We start from the raw sequence: 15,270 nt of genomic DNA, 5'->3' as shown, positions 1-15,270 counted from the left end.
GGCCCGGACCCGGGCCTCAGTCGACCTCCGCCACCGCCTGCGCGAACTGCGCCGCGTACAGCCGCGCGTAGGCACCGCCCGCCGCCAACAGCTCCTCGTGCGTGCCCTGTTCGACGATCGAGCCGGACTCCATCACCAGGATCACGTCGGCGTCGCGGATGGTGGACAGGCGGTGGGCGATCACGAAGCTCGTCCGGCCGTGCGACAGCTTGGCCATCGCCCGCTGGATGAGCACCTCGGTACGGGTGTCGACGGAGCTGGTGGCCTCGTCGAGCACCAGGATCACCGGGTCGGACAGGAACGCCCGCGCGATCGTGATGAGCTGCTTCTCGCCGGCGCTGACCCCCGCCCCCTCGTCGTCGATGACGGTGTCGTAGCCGTCGGGCAGCGTACGGATGAAGCGGTCGGCGTGCGCGGCCCGCGCGGCCGCCTCGATCTCCGGCCGGCCCGCGCCCTCGGTCCCGTACGCGATGTTCTCGGCGATGCTGCCGCCGAAGAGCCAGGTGTCCTGGAGCACCATGCCGATGCCGGACCGCAGTTCCTCGCGGGACATGGCGGCGATGTCGGTGCCGTCCAGGGTGATCCGGCCGCCGGTCACCTCGTAGAACCGCATCAGCAGATTGACCAGGGTGGTCTTGCCGGCGCCGGTGGGGCCGACGATGGCGACGGTGTGACCGGGGTCGACGGCCAGCGACAGGTCCTCGATGAGCGGCTTGTCGGGGTCGTAGCGGAAGGCCACCGACTCGAAGCCCACCCGCCCCTTCAGCTCGGCCGGCCGGGCCGGGGAGACCGGCTCCTCGCCCTGTTCCACGGCGTCGAGCAGCTCGAAGATGCGCTCCGCCGAGGCCACCCCGGACTGCACCAGGTTCGACATGCTGGCGACCTGGGTGAGGGGCTGGCTGAACTGCCGGGAGTACTGGATGAAGGCCTGGACGTCGCCGATCGACAGCGACCCGGAGGCCACCCGCAGACCACCGACCACCGCCACCAGCACATAGTTGATGTTGCCGATGAACATCATCGCGGGCTGGATGACGCCCGAGATGAGCTGGGCCCGGAAGCCCGACCGGTACAGCGCCTCGTTCTGCTCGTGGAAGGTCTCGGCGGACTCCTCCTGGCGGCCGAAGACCTTGACCAGCGAGTGACCGGAGTACATCTCCTCGATGTGCGCGTTGAGCCTGCCCGTGGTCTTCCACTGGGCGACGAACTGCGGCTGGGCGCGCTTGCCGATGACGGTGGCGACCAGCACCGAGACGGGCACCGTCACCACCGCGATCAGCGCCAGCAGCGGTGATATCCAGAACATCATCCCGAGCACGCCGACGATCGACAGCAGTGAGAAGACGATCTGGCCCATGGTCTGCTGCAGGGTCTGCCCGATGTTGTCGATGTCGTTGGTCGCCCGGCTGAGCACCTCACCGCGCGGCTGCTTGTCGAAGTACGACAACGGCAGCCGTGCCAGCTTCGCCTCGACGTCCCCGCGCAGCCGGGAGACGGCCCGCTGGATGACCCGGGTCGCCAACCGGCCCTGGCCGACGTGGAAGACCGCCGCCGCCGCGTAGATCGCCAGCACGGTCAGCAGCACCGAGCCCACCGCGTCGAAGTCGATGCCCCGCCCGGGGGTGAAGTCCAGCGCGGCGAGCACGTCGGCGAGGCCGCCCCGGCCCTGCTGCCGCAGCGCCGCCACCGCCTGCGCCTTGCTGGTGCCGGCGTCCAGGGACCGGCCGATGACGCCGGCGAAGATCAGGTCGGTGGCCCGGCCGAGGATCTTGGGGGCGGCCACGTTGAGGGACACGCTGACGGCCGCGCACACCAGCACCCCGTACAGGGACAGCCGGTCGGGGCGCATCAGCCTCAGCAGGCGTTTGCCGGAGCCCTTGAAGTCCATGGAACGTTCGGTGGGCTGGCCGCCCATGAAACGCATCGGACCGGCGGCGGGGGCCGGACCGCGCCGGGTCGGGGTGGTGGTCATGCCGCCTCCTGCTCGGTGAGCTGGGAGAGCACGATCTCCCGGTAGGTGTCGTTGCCGGCCATCAACTCGTGGTGGGTGCCGGTGCCGACGACCCGGCCCTCGTCGAGGACGACGATGCGGTCGGCGTCACGGATGGTGCTGACCCGCTGCGCGACGATCACCACGGTCGCCTCGGCCGTCTCACGCGCCAGCGCCTGCCGCAGCGCGGCGTCGGTGGCGTAGTCCAGCGCCGAGAAGGAGTCGTCGAACAGATAGATCTCCGGCCGCCGCACCAGCGCCCGCGCGATCGCCAGCCGCTGCCGCTGCCCGCCCGACACATTGGTGCCGCCCTGCGCGATCGGCGCGTCCAGCCCGCCTTCCAGCGCCTCGACGAACCCCTTGGCCTGCGCGACCTCCAGCGCGTGCCACAGTTCCTCCTCGGTGGCGTCCGGCTTGCCGTAGCGCAGGTTGGAGGCGACGGTCCCGGAGAACAGATAGGGCCGCTGAGGTACGAGGGCCACCGTGCGGGCCATCAGCGCCGGGTCGAGCTCGCGGACGTTCACCCCGTCCACCAGCACCTCGCCGCCCGTGGCGTCGAAGAGCCGGGGAACCATCCCCAGCAGGGTGGTCTTGCCGCTGCCGGTCGAACCGATCACCGCCGTGATCTCACCCGGCCGGGCCACCAGATCCACGCCGTGCAGCACCTTCGCCTCGGCGCCCGGATACGCGAAGTCCGCGCCCCGCAGCTCCAGATGACCGTGCCGGCGCAGCTCCCGCACCGGCGACAGCGGCGGCACGACACTGGACTCGGTCGCCAGCACCTCCTCGATGCGCTCGGCGCACACCTCGGCCCGCGGCACCATCATGAACATGAAGGTGGCCATCATGACCGCCATCAGGATCTGCATCAGATAGCTGAGGAACGCCGTCAGCGCCCCGATCTGCATCCCCCCGCTGTCGATCCGGTGGGCGCCGAACCACATCACCGCCACGCTCGACATGTTCACCACCGCGAACACCAGCGGGAACATCAGCGCCATCAGCTGCCCGGTACGCAGGCTGTAGGCGGTCAGTTCGGCGTTGGCCCGCCCGAAGCGCTCGCGCTCGTACTCGTCCTTGACGAAGGCGCGGATCACCCGGATGCCGGTGATCTGCTCACGCAGCACCTGGTTCACGGTGTCCAGCCGCTCCTGCATGTTCCGGAACAGCGGCCGCAGCCGCCGCACCAGCAGGGTGACGATCACACCGAGCACCGGCACCACCGCCAGCAGCAGCGAGGACAACGGCACGTCCTGGCCCAGCGCCATGATGATGCCGCCGACGCACATGATCGGCGCCGAGACCATCAGCGTGAAGGTCATCAGCGCCAGCATCTGCACCTGCTGGACGTCGTTGGTCGTACGGGTGATCAGCGAAGGCGCCCCGAAGTGACCCACCTCACGCGCGGAGAAGCTCTGCACCCGGTCGAAGACCGACGCCCGGATGTCCCGGCCGACCGCCATCGCGGTCCGGGCCCCGTAGAACACCGCGCCGATGGCGCAGACCACCTGGAGCACGGTCACCGCGAGCATGACGCCGCCGACCCTCAGGATGTAGCCGGTATCGCCCTTCACCACGCCGCTGTCGATGATGTCGGCGTTGAGAGTGGGCAGGTAGAGCGTGGCGATCGTCTGCACCAGCTGGAGCAGGACGAGCACGGTGACGGGTTGTCGGTAGGGACGCAGATGGGAACGGAGGAGTCGGATCAGCACGAAAGAGGATCCTATGGTCCGACCGTTGCCGAAGGCACCCGGTTTCTCAGTGCGAGAACGAAGCCCCGCCGAAGGCGCCGGGATGCGTCTGCTCCCGCACCGAGACGTACTGCTGCCGCACCGCCTGCCCGGTCGGCAGATCGTCCTCGCCCGGCTCGATCGACCGCATCGGGTCGCTGGTCCGCCACGCCGGCGGCGGCTGCTCCGCGGAACCGCTCCCCGTCACCGCGCCGAGCGACCACGCCGCCTGCCGGGCCGCCCCCAGCGCCGCGTACTCCGCCGGCGGCGGGATCACGATCCGCGCCCCGAACAGCGCGGGCGCCAGCTGCTGTACCGCGGGCAGCTCGCCCGCCGGGCCCAGCAGAAAGATCCGCCGCACCTCCACACCCCGCCCGCGCAGCACGTCCAGCGCGTCGGCCAGCCCGCACAGCATCCCCTCGAACGCCGCCCGCGCCAGATGCTCCGGCTTCATGCTCTCGCGCCGCAGCCCCGCCAACGTCCCCGCGGTGTGCGGCAGGTCCGGAGTCCGCTCACCCTCCAGATAGGGCAGCATGACGAGCCCGTGCGAACCCGGCGTCGACTTCAGCGCCAGGCCGGACAGCCCCGCCAGATCCGTCCCCAGCAGGTCGGCCGTGCCGCGCAGCGCCCGTACGGCGTTGCGGGTGTGCACCATCGGCAGATGCCGCCCGGTCGCGTCCGCGAAGGAGGTGATGGTGCCCGTCGGGTCGCTCAGCGCCTGGTGATGCACCGCGAATATCGTCCCGGCCGCCCCCAGCGACACCACCGCGTCGCCCGGCCCGACCCCCAGCCCCAGCGCCGCCGCCATGTTGTCCCCGGTCCCGGCCGAGATCAGCAATCCCTCCGGGGTCTGCCCGGCCGGCTCCGCCGGGCCCAGCACCTGCGGCAGCCCCACCTGGTGCCCGAGCGCCAGCTCGACCAGATCGGTGCGGTACTGCCCGGTCGCCGCCGACCAGTAGCCGGTGCCCGACGCGTCACCCCGGTCCGTCGTACGCCGCTGCGGGCGGCCCAGCAGCTGCCAGACCAGCCAGTCGTGCGGCAGCAGCACCTCCGCCGTCCGCTGCGCCGCCTGCGGCTCGTGCTGCGCCATCCAGCGCAGCTTCGCCACCGGGTACGCGGCCTGCGGCACCGCCCCGACCGCCTCGGCCCACCCCGCGGGGCCGCCGAGCTCATCCGTCAGGTCCGCCGCCTGGATCTGCGCCCGCTTGTCGTTCCACAGCAGCGCCGGCCGCACCAGCGCCCCGCCCGCGTCCAGCGCCAGCATCCCGTGCTGCTGCCCCGACACCCCGATCGCCCGGACGCCCTCCAGGATCCCGTCCTTCGCGGCGTCCCCGAGCGACAGCAGCCAGGACTGCGGATCGGCCTCCGACGCCGTCCCCTCCCCCTCCACGGGATGCGGGGCATAGCTCTGCCGCAGTACCTGTCCGCTGTCGGTGTCACACACGACGACGGTGGTCCCCGCGCCCGAGCTGTCCATCCCCGCGACTATCGCCATGCGGGAATCATGCCCCACGCCGCCGACACGCCGAAAAGGGCGAGCCCTCCGGGCCGCCGTACACCGTCACGTACCGCTCACGTATTACTGGTGCCCCAGTCGTCCTCGACCCGCGCACCGTTCCCGCGCAGTCGCCGCAGCTGCTCCGAGAGCTTCGGCGGCAGCTTGTCACCGACCTTCGCGCCCACCACGTCGGCGGCCTTCAGCGCCACCCCGCGCCCGGCCTGGCCGGCGCTCTCCGCGGCGTTGCGCACCGCCGGGTTCTGGGCGATCCGCTGCGCGCTCTTGCGCAGTTGCTCGTACCGCTCCCGCCCGGCCCGTGCGCCGAGCACGTAGCCGACCACCACTCCACCCATGAACGTCAGCCGGTAGCGCATGGCTCCTCATCCTTCCCTCGGACCTGGACCTCGGACCGCAAGGCTCGCCTACCCGCCGTAGCCGCAGGACAACCACGGCCATACCGGTTGGCGGAGCACCCCCTACTTTGCGCTAATGTATGTGTCGCAGCGAACGCACGCCGTCCGGGAGGCCGGAAGTGGGTGCATTCGATGCACGCCAAGCAATCCCCTGTAGCTCAATTGGCAGAGCAGCCGGCTGTTAACCGGCAGGTTACTGGTTCGAGTCCAGTCGGGGGAGCTCGGTCCCCTGTAGCTCAATTGGCAGAGCATTCGGCTGTTAACCGGAGGGTTGCTGGTTCGAGTCCAGCCGGGGGAGCAGCCGGAGAAGGACCCCCTCGGGGGTCCTTTTTCGTACCGGCGGAACCGGTCACCTGATGATCGACGTCCCCCAGGTGATGCGTCCGAGACCCCCGAGGGCGACAGATCGTATGAGCGGCTATGCTGCGGCAGACAGCGTGTACGACGCGCCGTACGGGGCGGTAGCTCAGCCGGTTAGAGCAGCGGACTCATAATCCGTCGGTCGTGGGTTCGAGTCCCACCCGCCCCACTGTGCAGGCTCCTGACCTGCGGAAACGTTCCTCGTGAGGTGTCGGAGCGTCAACTACCGCTCAGCGGACTGAATCCGCTGCTCGCGAGTTCGACGGCGAGCGACGGGCGGCGGTAGGCATTGCGTTGACCTGCGTGAATGCGCCGGAGCGTGGTGGGGGAGGAGCCCAGGAGCGGCCTCAGCGAGGAGCCGGAGGCGTAATTGAGGACGCTGTGAGGACGCAGGTACCGCGAAGTCTGCCTTCGAGGTCACCTCAAGGGCGGCGTGCACGGTGCGGGCCCAGTGCCATGGGTGCCTGGCACCCATCCGAAGTGCCCGTCCTCGGCTACCCGGGACCGAAAGCAAGGGGTCACGAGCAAGGTTGACGAACGGTACGGGCCGCGGGTGAGTTCCCTGGTTGGCCAGTCATTCCCGTGGCTCGGGCGCCCGGGCTTCGATTGAGTCCTCGACAGGCCGTTGCCACGGGCCACCCCGTTCCTCATCGCCGACTGTGCGGCTGCGGAGGCTCCACTGCCTGAGGTCGATCGTGCGGACCGGCTGTCCCGTGGTGCGGGCGATGGTGTCGAAGTCGTGGTCGCAGTGGAGCAGTGTGAGCCCCGCTTCCTCGGCGGCGGCAGCCACTAGAAGGTCGGCGGCGCCCGCGCTGCGGTGCTCACCCTTGGCGGTCAGCTGTTCCTGGACGACGCGGGAGCGGCGGTAGACACCTTCTGGCATGGGGCACCAGACGTAGTGGGCGTCGAGCGCCTCCTTCAAACGCGTACGGTCTGCGGCCGAACGGGCTGAGTAGAGGACCTCGAGTTCGGTGATGTCGCAGATCGCGACGAGGCCGGCGCCGATCCTGTCATCCCAGTCGGCCGTGTTCTGGCGGAGTAGGACGCGGGCGAGCGCGGAGGTGTCGATGAGGTAGTCGGCGACGGTCACTCATGCGCTCCGGTGTCGGAGGCGGCGTCGGCTGTGCTCGTGGGCCGGTACTTGCTCTTGTCCAGGAGAAGTTCCATGTCCAGCGCGCCGTCGGTCACCAGCTCGCGGGCTTCGTCGAGCGCGCGCAGACGCCGGTAACGGGCCGTTACTTCCCGCAGTGCGGTGTTGATGGTCTCGCGCTTGGTGGTGGTGCCGAGTTCCTTGGCCGCTTCTTCCAAGGCCTCGTCGTCGAGGTCGATCACGGTACGACTCATGGGTGCCCTCCTGTGTATATCAACTGGAGTATACCAAGATACAAGATCTTTTGTATATGGTCCGTCGGTGGAAGGCAGCAGAGGTCCTGGCTTGTCAGGACTGCTACTGAGGCTCCCCCCGACAGCGGGGCGGGCCTCAGCGGGTTGGAAGGTCGATCCGCTGCCGACGGGCCACGGACAGCGGAAAGTCGATCACTCCGGCACAGTGACGAAGACGCCTGCTCGCGCGGGACCTGAACCTCAAAGCCGGCCTCGCTGCCGTGCCGTACGGGGAGGGCCCGCTCCCTCGCAGGCTTCGACTCGGAAGGCGCTGGATCCGCTCGTTCGGTGCAGGGCGCGGGTGGCTCAGTGGCAACTGGTGTCTGTGAGCCGTCCGCCGGGGTGGGATGTGGAGGCGTCCCACCCCGGTCGGGTCCCAGCGGATGTACTTCGCCGGCTTGGCGGCGGCCGTGAAGAGCGACGAGGCCGGAAAATGGGGCTCCAGCGACCCGCTGTCGAGGGGCATCGACCCGGAGCCGCCGGACGACGGCCGGTCTTCCGCCGTGCTCCTCAACGCGTCCTTGCCGGCCAGCAGCAAGGACATGCGGTACGCGGCCACGGTGAGGGCGGCGCCGAGCGCGGCCCGGCGCCACTGGACGGCGGTCTGGGACAGGTCGAGGCGGGCCAGCGCCATACCGGCGCTCACGAACGGAATCCATGTGATCGTCGGGTAGAAGCCGGTGAACAGCAGATCGGGCACTCCCACGTCGATGACGCTCGCTCGCGCCGTGCCCGCGCTGATCGACCGCGACGACCCGATACCGGGCAATCAGCCGCGTGGCCACCACCTCCCACTCACCCGCATGACCGGCCAAGCCGTGCAGCAGCACGACCGGCTCCCCCGGCCCGCCCCGGTCCCGGCAGGCAAGCCGAACCCCGTCGCGCACCACCACACGCTCGGACCGCCCCCAGGAATCGTCTCGCCCCGATCATGCCCCGACAGCCACGAGCCGCGCTCAGGGCCGCCCTTCTCGAAGGCGCGCCGCCATGAAACACCGGCCACGTCCGCGGCGACGGTGCCCTGCGACCGCAGGGGGCAACTGCCACTGTCAGACCCAGGTGGCAGCATCACCGAAGTGAACGCCCTGAGGCGTCCTCAACTCACCTCCGTAGCAAACGAAGAGGAGCATTCCCCTTGCGACTGCATCGCGTAGCGCCCGGCATTGCCGCGGGCATCCTCGCCCCGGCCCTCCTGCTCGCCACCCCGTCCTTCGCCGCCATGGCGGCACCGACCGCGGTGTCGGCGCCCGCGGACGAGCCGGACGCCGACGACCTGAGGGTGGCCATAGTCGGGATCCTCGCCGACCCGGACAGCGGCCGGCGTGTGACACGAGAAGCCAACGCCCTCCTGGACGCCAACGACCCCGAGGCGATGCGCGCCTGGCTGGAGACCGGCTACCGGATAGCCCAGGCCGAGGACGACCGCGTCGCCATCACGCGCCTGCTCGCCGACCCCGACAGCGGCCGGCGCGTCATCGCCGAGGTCAACGCCCTCCTGGACGCCAACGACCCCGAGGCGATGCGCGCTTGGCTGGAGACCGGCTACCGGATAGCCCAGGCCGAGGACGACCGCGTCGCCATCGCCCGCATCCTCGCCGACCCGTCCATCAGCCCGGCCCTGCGCGCGGCAGCCAACGCAGCCCTCGACGACAACACACCCGAAGCACTGCGCCACTTCCTGGAAGTCGGCAGACACCAGGTCGCCTGACCGGCACGGCGCCGCACCACAGCGCGTCGCCCGGGCGGCACCCCCTGCCGCACGCCCGGTCGCGCGAACGCCGAGAATCCGGGCGGGGCCGCCTGCACCTCTGTGTGCCGGCGGCCCCGCCCGGCAGGCCCTGTGCTGGCTCGGCGCCCTCCGCAGAGCTCTGTGGTCTCGCCGCCCGGTGCGGCATGGGCCACTGACACCTCCGACAGCAGAAAGCACATTCTTCGATGACCACCACACAGCCCCTACGCACCGAGCGCAGTGGTCCGCAGACCGCTTCCGTCGTGACCGACCTGCCGTTCAAGCCTCAGCTCGTCAAAGCGGTGTTCAGGGACGTGACCTCGTTGCACGTCTCCCGGCCGGCCGCGTGGGCCGCCGCGTCGGTGACGCGGACCGTGCTGACGGAGATCATCGACGGCGCGAGAAGCGCGGCGGCCGAGGAGGCCAGGAAGAGGCTGATTCCCAAGGACCTCATCTCGGCGATCGACCGGAACGTCGAGGTGGAGGTGGGATCGGCATGGTACCTGCACAGCCCGACCTTCCACGGCCTGATGGGCGAGGTGCGCAACGCCGATGGTGCGCTCGTGTCTCTTCGTGAGCGCCGCGAGGCGCGTACGCCGAGTGGTGTGGCTGGCGCCCACCGGTTCGAGGCCGGGGTGAGAAGGCTGCTGGGGAGCCGGGGGGTGAGGGCCGTCCCGGCGATGGTCCGCGACCTGGACGGAATCGCGAGCGTGTTCCTGACGGCCCTGGCCCGGGACGCGGCCAAGGTCGTCCGCGAGGCCGGGATCAAGCGGTTCGGGACGGTCAGTCTGGTGGTGCCGGGTGAGCCAGCCCCGGCCCCGCTGCTCAAGGACCCCCTCCTCGCCCTGTCCACCCGCCGCGGGGACGGGCGGACTGTCGGCGGGGACGACGTCCTGGCCGCCGTCACGATGCAGCTGTTCGGCGATCTCAGACAACGCGCCATCACCGAGGTAGCCGAGATGACACGGAACACGTCGGCCAACTGATCGGGCCCGCCCCTGCGTTCTGCCCACTGCGCACGGTTCCCACGTGTGCGGCTCCCGGAATCCGCCGCCCGCATTCGGCTCCGGTCGGCTCGCGAGAACGGGCTCGTCGCATGGCGCGGACCGCCGGCCGCAGGCACCCCACGGGGAAGACCTCCCTTAAATGGCCGTGTTGAGGACGTGTTGAGGACACAAGGACAGGAACAGACCGACAAAGATCAGCTGATCCCAACGCTGAAGAGCGCGTCTGACCTGCAAGAACGCCATGGATCGGCGTGGAACCGCAAGGACCGCCAAGATCCCCAAAGGACTCATAATCCGTCGGTCGTGGGTTCGAGTCCCACCCGCCCCACTGTGCAGGCCTGTGATCTGCGGAAACGTTCCTCGTGAGGTGCCGGACCGTTAACTTCGACTGTACGGACCGAATCCGCTGCTCGCGGGTTTGGAATCTCGTTTGGAATCTCGTGGGTCTCGCGCTGTTCGGAACTGCCTTGATGGCTCTGACCTGCGACGGAGTAGGTAATCAAGGGTGTCACCGTCAGCAATCGGACGACGCCGCGAGGAGTGTAGAACTCGCCGCCCTTGCGACTGGCTACGTCAGCCGACCATCGCAACAGCGTACGTTGCCCGTGCGCTGAGCCGGGCCAAGGTCGTCACGGTCCCCTACGAGCCGCATGTGGTGTTCGCCTCGTCGAAGTGCGCCCAGGAGATCACCGTCTCGTTCTTCGACACCCCGGCCGCGCCGAGGACCGGATGCCTGAACAGCCTCAAGCCGCCTGAGTTCGAGATCGGGCCCTGAAACCGCTCGCGGTCCTCTTCGAGGCCACCGTCCTGGTCGCCCCGATCGGCGAATGGCTGTGACGTGCCGGAGGTGTCACCCACCCGTGTCATGCGGGCCGCGTACAGGCTGAGCGAGGCGAGGGGCAGGCCGCCGATGCGGGCTCGTTTCCATGGCGCCGAGAGCGAGAACGGGTGCCGGCCGAGCCACCAGGTTCCGACGGCGAGGGCAGCCAGCCCACCACCGCTCCGGCGCCCGTACCGACGACGCCCGCCCTGATCAGGGCGGGCAGCGCGCGCAGCAGGCAACACAGGCCAGGGCGGCCAGGCTTCCGAGCGCCTTGGATGCCCTCTGCGGGCGGGAGTCAGCAGCAGGATCCGGCGGGCGTCGAGGATGGCGAACTCGATGCCCAGTCGGCGCAGCTGATAACCGGCGGCGAGCCCGGCTTGGCGCCGCCGATCACTACGATCACTACGACCTGGGTTGTCAGCGTCATCCGGCGGGCTGCTCGGCCTCGCGCCGGCCGGGCATGAAGATGAGCGCCACCAGCGCCAGCCCCACCACGACGCCGGTGAGCTGCATGGCGATGAACCCGGGCACCGAGCCGGGTGCGATGCCGGCGAAGGTGTCGGTGAAGGCGCGCCCGATCGTGACCGCTGGGTTGGCGAAGGACGTGGACGAGGTGAACCAGTAGGCGGCGCCGATGTATGAGGCGACCGCGACGGGCGCGAAGCGCAGCCGGTCGGTGCGGGCCAGCCCGAAGATCAGCAGGATCAGTCCGGCCGTCGCGACGACCTCGCCCAGCAGCAGATGCCCGGCGGAACGGTCGTGCGTGGACCATTTGACCAGCGGCTCGCCGAACATCGCGTCCGCCAGGACAGCGCCCGCGGCAGCGCCGACGATCTGAGCAGGGACGTAGACCGCGATCTCGCGCAGTGTGACTCCGGCACCGCCGCGGCGAGCGGTCCACCACTCGGCCAGGGTGACGGCCGGGTTGAAGTGCGCGCCGGAGACCGGGCCCAGCAGAAGGATCAGGACGCCGAGGCCGAAGACGGTCGCGGTGGAGTTCGCGAGCAGTTGCAGGCCGACGTCCTTGGTCAATTCGGTGGCCTGGATGCCGGAGCCGACGACGATCGCGACCAGGGCTGCGGTACCGACCAGTTCGGCTGCCGCCCTGGCGATCAGCGGGGGTGCCTGAGGCGGAGTGGCGCCCGGGGCGGGCTGCGGCGCGACAGGGACGGGGGCTATGGCGGTTCTCTCGGCGTCATCACGCTCGGTGGCCTCGGTGGCGGTCAACAGGACTCCTCATTGCAGGTCGCCGCGGGGCGGGGATCAGGGGCAGGACCGCTTGACGTTGTTCTCGGCAGTGGCGCGCGCGGTCTCCGCCAGGTCGGCGAACTGGCCCGCGAGGGAGGCGATGACCTCCGGCTTGAGCCGGTAGTAGGTGAACCGGCCGCACGGCTCGGTCTCCACGACCCCGGCCTCGCGCAGCACCTTCAGATGGTTGGAGAGGTTGGTCTGCCTGGCTCCCGTCTCCTCGATCAGGTGTGTGCTGCAGAGCGTCTCCCTGGCGAGCAAGGTGACGATCTGGAGCCGGAGCGGGTCGGCGAGAACCCGCATCAGATCAGTGTCGACTGACGTCATCATGGACTGATACTCTCACATCACTCCGAGCTGATACCAGCTTGGAGTGATTCCTGGGGCCCGCGTCTCCACACAGGTGGGGACCCAGGCCCCGAAAGGGGTTCCCATGACCGCGTCTCCGCCCCTGTCCTGCCGGATGAGCGTCTCGCGGCCGGCATTGCCGGTCTTGCCCTCCGCCACTGCGGGCGCTTCTCGCCCGAGACTGTCCAGCGCCTTGTCGTCGACTCCTACGAGCGCCTCGCCGAGCACGCCCGGCTCGACGCGCTCGTGCACGTCCAGGGGGCGCCCGGTGTCGGCCTGCCCCGTGTGCTGTTCCGCTGCGGCCACGACGCGGGCCGCTCACAGATGGCTGCCGCCCTCCTCGCGCACCGCGCCGGAGGTCATGTCGCCGTCTCCTCAGCCGGTACGCACCCTGCCGCCGAGGTCGGGCCAGTGGTCACGCAGGTTCTGACCGAGGCCGGAGTGGACGTCGCAGGAGCCTTTCCCAAGCCGCTGACCGACGAGGTGGTGCAGGCGGCCGACATCGTCATCACGATGGGATGCGGGGACGCGTGCCCGATCGTGCCCGGCCGCCGCTACCTGGACTGGCCCGTGACGGATCCCGAAGGCGCACCGATCGCGTCGTACGAGGAATCCGCGACGAGATCGACACGCACATCACCGACCTGCTCAGCTCCATGCGGATCGCCTGAACCTCCCATCCCGTCTCACCCGCACAACCCGCTCGATCACTTACGAAGGAAGAACCGATGTCCTCCAGCCCGCTCGCCTCCGTGCTCTTCGTCTGTGTCCACAACGCCGGGCGCTCGCAGATGGCCGCCGGATTCCTGAACCACCTCGGGGGCGACCGGATCGAGGTCCGCTCCGCAGGATCGATCCCGGGCGACCAGGTCAACCCCGCCGCCGTCGAGGCCATGAGGGAAGTCGGCGTCGACATCGCCGGCGCCAAGCCGAAGATCCTCACCACCGAGGCCGTCCAGGCGTCCGACTACGTCATCACCATGGGCTGCGGCGACGCCTGCCCCGTCTTCCCCGGCAAGACGTACCTCGACTGGGCGCTCGAAGACCCGGCGGGCAAGGGCGTGGAGTCCGTACGCCCGATCCGGGACGAGATCAAGACCCGTATCGAGGCACTGATCGCCGAGATCGACGCGAAGCAGGAGGCGTGACGCCCGTGGCGGACACCGCCGGGCGCGAGGTCGTCGTCATCGGATCCGGTCCCGCCGGATACACCGCCGCCCTCTGCACCGCCCGCGCCGAACTCAAGCCGCTCGTCTTCGGCGGCGCGATTTTCGTCGGGGGCTCGCGCTGACCACGACCACCGAGGTCGAGGACTTCCCTGGCTTCCCGCAGGGCATCGACGGCCCGGACTTGATGATCAACATGCGAGCCCAGGCCGAAAGTCCCGGTGCTGAGATCGTCGAGGACGACATCGCCTCCGTCGACCTCTCCGGCGACATCAGGGAAGTCACCGACACCGCCGGTACGGTCCACCGCGGCAAGGCCGTAGTCGTGGCTACCGGATCCGGCTACCGCAAGCGGGGAACGCATGGTGAGCGGAGTGATCGTTGCCCCAGCATCGCATCGGCTACCGGCTACCGGCTACCGGCAACGGGCGCCCGGGCCGCCACGTCACGGCCGGGTCGGAGCGAACGCTGCCCGATGCGGCACCGGGGGCAACCATGCGGCGGGGCCGTTGGTCAGTACTGGCACAAGAAGTCGGACGGCGACGCATCGCCGCACACGCGTCCTTGGGGGATCTGATGTCACGCTGGACCGCACCACTGGGAGCGCTGGTAGTCGCCGGCGCCGCACTCGTTGTCACCGCGCCGACCAGCGCGGTGGCCGCGACCACCTACGCGAGCGCCTACACCGAAGACGGGGGGCACGCTGTCTACTACAAGGCGGCCACAGGTCAGTTCAACCACGTCATTATCACCGGACAGGGCGGGACGAAGTTCGTCATCGACGATGACGTGCCGATCACGCCCGGCGCGGGCTGTGCGTACGTCGACGAGACGGACCAGACGCGGGTGATCTGTACGCTCACGGAGTTCGGTGACTTCTGGACGAGGGTCTCCGTCGACCTCGGCGACAAGAAGGACGACCTGGTCATGCGGGCCGGCAACGAGAACGTCCTCCACGGCGGCGCCGGGAACGACAGCATCACCGGCACCGGTCACGACTTCATCCATGGGGACGACGGCAACGACACCGTCACCGGCGGTACCCAGTACGGAGGCGCCGGCGACGACCTGCTCAGCGCCCCGGACTACGGCGCCGACGGCGGTACGGGCAACGACACCGTCGTCGGATCGGACGACGGTGACTCACTGCGCGGCGGGCCGGGCAACGACGTGATCCTCGGCCGGGGCGGCAAGGACGTCATCTACGGCAACAGCGGCAACGACGTGATCTACGGCGGCGCCGGCACGGACAAGCTCTCCGGTGGACCGGGCACCGACAAGGTCTACCAGTAACGGCCAGGGGCCCGGGCGCACCGGGGAAGCCGCTGGCCACGACGGAGACCGACGGCACGGTAATCCCGGCGATCGACGGCTCCGCCTGGGACCCGTGGGCCAGCGGCTGTTGCGCACCTCCGAGGAGGGGGCCGTCGGTACCCACGCCGATGGACGCCACCAGCCCGCGATGGGCTCGGGCTGAACCTCCGGCGCCGACGGATTGCTCGGCAGTGCCGTTGCCGGTTGAAGGTCCTGGATGTCGAGGTTCACCGGCCATCCGGTTCCCGTCCGCCTGCTGGT

Annotated in this window: 13 protein-coding genes, 3 tRNA genes and 4 pseudogenes; 10 read left to right on the top strand and 10 right to left on the bottom strand. The window is 69.8% G+C overall.

What is annotated here, in order from left to right; genetic code table 11:
• Positions 1-16: 16 nt before the first annotated feature.
• From RWE79_RS13295 to RWE79_RS13280, 4 genes are all read right to left on the bottom strand, one after another.
• Positions 17-1,972, bottom strand: coding sequence for an ABC transporter ATP-binding protein (locus RWE79_RS13295; RefSeq protein ID WP_475940275.1), 1,956 nt, complete (start codon positions 1,970-1,972; stop codon positions 17-19).
• Complete coding sequence (locus RWE79_RS13290) at positions 1,969-3,702, bottom strand: ABC transporter ATP-binding protein (protein ID WP_475940274.1); 1,734 nt, start codon at positions 3,700-3,702, stop codon at positions 1,969-1,971. Before RWE79_RS13290 ends, RWE79_RS13295 begins: the two co-directional genes overlap by 4 nt.
• A 46-nt stretch (positions 3,703-3,748) precedes the next feature.
• On the bottom strand, positions 3,749-5,215 hold the full coding sequence (locus tag RWE79_RS13285; RefSeq protein ID WP_475940273.1) for an FGGY family carbohydrate kinase: 1,467 nt from the start codon (positions 5,213-5,215) through the stop codon (positions 3,749-3,751).
• 77 nt (positions 5,216-5,292) lie between these two features.
• Positions 5,293-5,592, bottom strand: a complete 300-nt coding sequence (locus RWE79_RS13280) for a YtxH domain-containing protein (protein WP_475940272.1) — start codon at positions 5,590-5,592, stop codon at positions 5,293-5,295.
• Between the two features lie 186 nt (positions 5,593-5,778).
• Here RWE79_RS13280 and RWE79_RS13275 point away from each other — a divergent pair.
• The 3 genes from RWE79_RS13275 to RWE79_RS13265 all read left to right on the top strand — a co-directional run bounded on the left by RWE79_RS13275 (position 5,779) and on the right by RWE79_RS13265 (position 6,160).
• Positions 5,779-5,851 (top strand) — tRNA-Asn (locus RWE79_RS13275).
• A gap of 5 nt (positions 5,852-5,856) precedes the next feature.
• Positions 5,857-5,929, top strand: a tRNA-Asn gene (locus RWE79_RS13270).
• A 157-nt stretch (positions 5,930-6,086) separates the two neighbouring features.
• Positions 6,087-6,160, top strand: a tRNA-Ile gene (locus tag RWE79_RS13265).
• Between the two features lie 510 nt (positions 6,161-6,670).
• Here RWE79_RS13265 and RWE79_RS13260 read toward each other — a convergent pair.
• The 4 genes and pseudogenes from RWE79_RS13260 to RWE79_RS13245 form a co-directional block, all read right to left on the bottom strand.
• Positions 6,671-7,081, bottom strand: a pseudogene (locus RWE79_RS13260) (PIN domain-containing protein); the annotation flags it as partial.
• The gene (locus RWE79_RS13255) at positions 7,078-7,335 is read right to left on the bottom strand and encodes a type II toxin-antitoxin system VapB family antitoxin (RefSeq protein ID WP_475940271.1); all 258 of its coding nucleotides are present in this window, start codon (positions 7,333-7,335) and stop codon (positions 7,078-7,080) included. The pseudogene RWE79_RS13260 and the gene RWE79_RS13255, both read right to left, overlap by 4 nt.
• Positions 7,336-7,780: 445 nt before the next feature.
• A pseudogene (locus tag RWE79_RS13250) lies at positions 7,781-8,086 on the bottom strand (DUF418 domain-containing protein); the annotation flags it as partial.
• Positions 8,061-8,264: pseudogene (locus RWE79_RS13245) on the bottom strand (alpha/beta fold hydrolase); the annotation flags it as partial. The pseudogenes RWE79_RS13245 and RWE79_RS13250, both read right to left, overlap by 26 nt.
• Before the next feature lie 245 nt (positions 8,265-8,509).
• Between RWE79_RS13245 and RWE79_RS13240 the strand changes: the two are divergent.
• The 3 genes from RWE79_RS13240 to RWE79_RS13230 all read left to right on the top strand — a co-directional run bounded on the left by RWE79_RS13240 (position 8,510) and on the right by RWE79_RS13230 (position 10,885).
• Positions 8,510-9,082 carry an ALF repeat-containing protein gene (locus tag RWE79_RS13240; RefSeq protein ID WP_475940270.1) on the top strand — a complete coding sequence of 191 codons (573 nt, stop codon included), beginning with the start codon at positions 8,510-8,512 and terminating at the stop codon, positions 9,080-9,082.
• Positions 9,083-9,309: 227 nt separating this feature from the next.
• Entirely contained in the window at positions 9,310-10,089 is a 780-nt protein-coding gene (locus RWE79_RS13235) for a hypothetical protein (protein WP_475940269.1), read from the top strand.
• 526 nt (positions 10,090-10,615) lie between these two features.
• Complete coding sequence (locus RWE79_RS13230; RefSeq protein WP_475940268.1) at positions 10,616-10,885, top strand: alpha/beta hydrolase; 270 nt, start codon at positions 10,616-10,618, stop codon at positions 10,883-10,885.
• A gap of 471 nt (positions 10,886-11,356) precedes the next feature.
• On the opposite strand, the gene RWE79_RS13225 is transcribed toward RWE79_RS13230, so the two are convergent.
• Complete coding sequence (locus RWE79_RS13225; protein ID WP_475940267.1) at positions 11,357-12,160, bottom strand: aquaporin; 804 nt, start codon at positions 12,158-12,160, stop codon at positions 11,357-11,359.
• Between the two features lie 36 nt (positions 12,161-12,196).
• Entirely contained in the window at positions 12,197-12,511 is a 315-nt protein-coding gene (locus RWE79_RS13220; protein ID WP_475940266.1) for an ArsR/SmtB family transcription factor, read from the bottom strand.
• 3 nt (positions 12,512-12,514) lie between these two features.
• On the opposite strand from RWE79_RS13220, the gene RWE79_RS13215 reads away from it, so the two are divergent.
• From RWE79_RS13215 to RWE79_RS13200, 4 genes and pseudogenes are all read left to right on the top strand, one after another.
• Positions 12,515-13,339 (top strand): arsenate reductase/protein-tyrosine-phosphatase family protein, encoded by an 825-nt coding sequence (locus RWE79_RS13215; RefSeq protein WP_475945782.1) that lies wholly within the window; start codon positions 12,515-12,517, stop codon positions 13,337-13,339.
• A complete protein-coding gene (locus tag RWE79_RS13210) occupies positions 13,258-13,677 on the top strand; it encodes an arsenate reductase ArsC (protein ID WP_475940265.1) in 420 nt (139 codons plus the stop codon). The genes RWE79_RS13215 and RWE79_RS13210 overlap by 82 nt, the downstream gene beginning before the upstream one ends.
• Before the next feature lie 5 nt (positions 13,678-13,682).
• Positions 13,683-14,053 (top strand): annotated as a pseudogene (locus RWE79_RS13205) (NAD(P)/FAD-dependent oxidoreductase); the annotation flags it as partial.
• A gap of 218 nt (positions 14,054-14,271) precedes the next feature.
• Complete coding sequence (locus RWE79_RS13200; RefSeq protein ID WP_475940264.1) at positions 14,272-14,988, top strand: calcium-binding protein; 717 nt, start codon at positions 14,272-14,274, stop codon at positions 14,986-14,988.
• Positions 14,989-15,270: the final 282 nt, after the last annotated feature.

It is taken from the genome of Streptomyces sp. RLA131 (assembly GCF_056270125.1).
The sequence above is the reverse complement of the archived record's forward strand: the minus strand, read 5'-3'. Positions and strand labels throughout refer to the sequence as shown.